This is a genomic window from Algoriphagus lacus (assembly GCF_003583985.1).
Classification (GTDB): domain Bacteria; phylum Bacteroidota; class Bacteroidia; order Cytophagales; family Cyclobacteriaceae; genus Algoriphagus; species Algoriphagus lacus.
This window is the reverse complement of record NZ_QXML01000023.1, coordinates 1-4,030: the sequence shown is the minus strand read 5'-3', so window position 1 is coordinate 4,030 and position 4,030 is coordinate 1. Positions and strand designations below refer to the sequence as shown.

Below are 4,030 nucleotides of genomic sequence, written 5' to 3'. Positions count from 1 at the left end.
CTTGATGAATCGTATCCAAAATCAATTTTGGGAAGGGAATCAAAAGCTTACAGAGAGTATTTAGGTACGGTCTTCAATAGTAGCATTTGGGGCATTTTTTTTCACACTTTCGATACCCATATCTCTTGAAAAAGAAGAGGAATACATTTCACTTGTTCCTAAAACCTGATTGTTATTTGCGATCTGGTTAAAGTAGGGTTCATTTCTGGTCGAATTCAGCTTTCTAAAATTAGAATCTGCCACACTGAGTTTGCTACTGGCAATTCCAGCTAAGCAACTTTGCTTGGAAACATAGGCTTCGCTTGTGATCAGTTTTTCTCCGTTTACCGAAATCAAAACCCATCGGTACTGACCATTGCTTGTATTAGTTACTACATAATTTCCCATGATTTTTAGAGTTTAATTTGATTGAATCATAATTTAAATTCAGTTTGGAAGATTTGGGATTAGGTTAAGCTTTTGATAGTCAAACTACTGTTTCCCATGTGCTTACTTGCAAGAAAGCTGGAAATCTAGAACTAAAAAATACCCTGTACAGGGTATTTTTTGAGATGAAAAGGAATAAAAAGGTTTAAATCTCACCTGTCTCCGATGTAAACTGACACCCGGTAACCGGACCAAAATGATCCCTTGTAAAAATTTAGAATCCTTTAAATGTCTAATTTTTTAAGGTTAGCAAGTGAAATGGGAAATGGGGTCGAAAATCTTACAATATGAACAGTAAGAAATTTGGGTGATGACACTCTCCTTAGCGAAGCTGGTCTGAAAGCCGGCAAAATGAAAGCCTAATAAGCAATTAGTGCAGTCACCAAAGGCTGTAGAAAATTGAAACCATCATCAGTCCAAAGACTGCATTTACTTGGGCACAAGACTGGATACTTGCGCCAGTTGAGACATTAGGAAAGGTTTTCACCCAATCGCTTTCATAAAAGGGTTGATCTTAAAAGCAGATTTGAAGGTCTTCTTATTGATTGTAATCCAAATCCTCCTTGGATGCCAGGGCTACTATTTTATGGATTACCAAATCAAGCTTTTTTGACTCACCAAATATTAAGTCAATAAATTGTTCCCGCTCTTTCTCAAATTCAGCAGTATAATTATTCAATAAGTCACACAGCGCCAGAATATTGGCGACATGACTCCTTAGCCCATGGGATTGGTGCCAGGTTATTTCTTTCAGGACTTCATTCTGTTTTAATATTTTCTCCTCTTTGTTTTTAATCACTGAAATATCCCGGATAATATGGGAGATACCGATGATTTCACTTTGCAGTTTATCGAATACAGGCTCCATTACAATTTCCAACCACAGCTCTTCATACTGTCTTTGAATAGTTATCTTATTCCCAAGTAGCACTTCGACGCACAATTCCTCAAATTCGGGTCTAAGCGTATGCACGACAAAATCCAGAATACTGTCTCCGATTTGGGCTTCTTTTCCAAACAGGGAAAGATTAATTTTTTGAGCCTCTTTATTACTGAACTTAATGGTGAAATCTGGGTCAAAGAATGTCCAAGCTTCAGAGGTACTGTTATACATCGCATCCAGTAGTTCTTGATTTTCTTTAAGCTTTAGTTCTGCAATTTTTCGGTCATTAATATTCCTGATATTCATTGCCACACCCATCAACTCCTCAGCACTATCCACCACCGGGAAAAAAGAAACCTCAAACCAATTCGGTAAACCTTGGAAATGAATTACTACTTCAACCTCAATTCGATTCCCTGAAAGTGCTTTTGGAAAATTCTGCCGGAATTCATCCAGACTGTCTTTTGGTAAAAAATCTTCAATCCTTCCCCCAAGGGTGAGGCTGTATCCATTTACTCTTTTTGAAACCTCATCTGCTTTCCGGTTAAAGTTTAGGATTTCCCCGTTTAAACCAATCAGCAGATTAATGTCAAGTGTGCTGTCAAAAACTGCTTTGAGCTTGTTTTCAGAAAAATCAAACGCAACCTTACGTTTTTTCTCCTCAGTGATATCTCGAATAAAGACAGATAATCCCTCATTTGAAGGATATGCGGTAAATGAAAACCACTTTTGAAAATAGGGGAAGTAATCATCAAACACTGCCAGTTCCTTCTTAAATAGGGATTCCTCCAGGTTTTTCAGCACCTTATGACCCAAATTGGATGTGAAAATATCGGTCACCTGTCTGCCAATTATTTCTTTTCGGGATAATGCAAACATCTGTTCAAACTTGGTATTTACCCTTCTGATCTCAAAAGCAATCCCTAATTGCAAAAATCCATCAGATACCTCTTCCAAAATGGCATCGACCCTTTGTGCTAAATCCTTTGCCCGTTGATTGGCCTTTTCCGAATCTGTGATGTCATGACCAATGCAGAGGATTCCAATAGGGTCCCCATTTCCATCCATAATGCTGGAGAATTCCCATTGGGACCAAATATGGTCCAGATTATTGTTAATCGGCTTTCTTAAAAAAACCTGGACAACTTTTTCAGGATTTCCCAGGCAGGCCTTTACAGCATTGATTATTTCGTGATGATCATCGGGGTGAATTCCAATGAAGGATGATTTGCCAATAAAATCAGGCTCCAAAAACCTAAACTTATCTTCAAATCTCTGATTAACATACCGATAATTCCCGGCTAAATCCGTTGCAATCACATAATAGGTTGCTGAGTTTTTAAGAAATTGGGGTATAAAAAAATCTATTTCAAGGGGATTCATGTGGAGCAAGAAGCTGATTAAAAAAACTTCAAAATTCAAAGATTAAATTTAATTTAAATCGACTGAAAGCAAATCGTAAATAAATGATCTGCTTAAAAATGTAAATTTCTGAACCATCAAAAAAGGACATGAAAATAACAAATTGATGGATTCAGATAACCCAAAGCCCTTTTCAGAAATAAATTATTAACCAAAGGTTAGAATGATTTTTTAATCAAAAGCACCCAATTGGAATCAATGAATATTCTAAATAAAAATTCGGGCACTTGTAGGTATAAAAAGATACTAATCCGGAAAACGGGAAATAAAAACTCGGCAGAGATTCTTGGAAAGAATTTCCCTCCCCTCTTTTCTTTAAAAAGAAAAATGAAGGGAAGGAGAAAAGAATTAAACCAGTTGCATTCTTAGGTAGAGGGACAAAATCCCTTAAAACATCACCAAATAATCACCTCTTCCCTGGTTCTCCGCTCATTCGGACGAAATAGGTTCAGTGCCAGTGTAAACTCATGGATTCCTCCGGGTAAGAGGTAGCTTTCCGCCATAGGAAACTCATACACATATCCGATGCGAAGCTTTCCGGTGATAAATCCCAACTGAACATTGGTCGCATAATCCACCCGGTGGCCCATTCCCAACCAAAAACGGTCCATCATCAGGAGCTTTAGGTTGAACTCCATGATATCCGGAAGATCTTTTCGAGACCTGAAAAACCCGTTGGCCGCAATGGCCAGATTCTCATTCAAGGCTTCCCGATATCCTGCCTGGATCATCTGCTCTGCCGGATACCCGTCCATAAACTCGTCCCCGCTTTGAATCCCTCCTCCGTTGACCCGGTGAATTCCATAGGAAACGTAATAGTTGGCATGGGTTAAGGCCATGCCGATATTGAAATCCAACACATTCATGTTACTGAACGAACCGAGGTATTTCCCCAAGGTCGGGTCGTTGGCTTCCTCCGTCGTCAGGGCATTTCCATCCAGCCGGATGCTTTGATAGCTTACTCCGGTACCCAAACGTAGGTTGTGATTCTCGGTTAGGCGTACCCTGGCCGCATAGTTGAAGGTCAGTTCATTCTCCCTGAATGCCCCGTAATTATCCTGAAGCAGGTTCACCGAAAGGGCATTTTTCCCCATCAGGGCCGGATCCAGCTCTCCTGACAGCTCCCCGAAGTCAAGTTCAGCCGACACAAAATAGGTCTTGGGAGCGCCTTCTATTCCTCCCCACTGGTTGCGGACCATTCCTCTCACCACGCTTCCTTCATATCCGGTAAGTGCGGGATTAAAATACCCCTGAAAATGGGAAAACTGACTGAAGAATTTCCGGGACTGGGCCTGGAGA

At 40.0% G+C, this 4,030-nt stretch carries 3 protein-coding genes; all 3 read right to left on the bottom strand.

What is annotated here, in order from left to right; all coding sequences use genetic code 11:
* Nucleotides 1-60: 60 nt before the first annotated feature.
* Nucleotides 61-387: a YegP family protein gene (locus D0X99_RS20145; RefSeq protein WP_119479675.1), complete on the bottom strand. Its 327-nt coding sequence runs from the start codon at nucleotides 385-387 to the stop codon at nucleotides 61-63.
* A gap of 577 nt (nucleotides 388-964) precedes the next feature.
* Nucleotides 965-2,692 (bottom strand): PAS domain-containing protein, encoded by a 1,728-nt coding sequence (locus D0X99_RS20140; protein ID WP_147392290.1) that lies wholly within the window; start codon nucleotides 2,690-2,692, stop codon nucleotides 965-967.
* A gap of 434 nt (nucleotides 2,693-3,126) precedes the next feature.
* The coding region (locus D0X99_RS20135) for a PorP/SprF family type IX secretion system membrane protein (protein ID WP_147392289.1) at nucleotides 3,127-4,030 on the bottom strand (904 nt) is incomplete at its 5' end.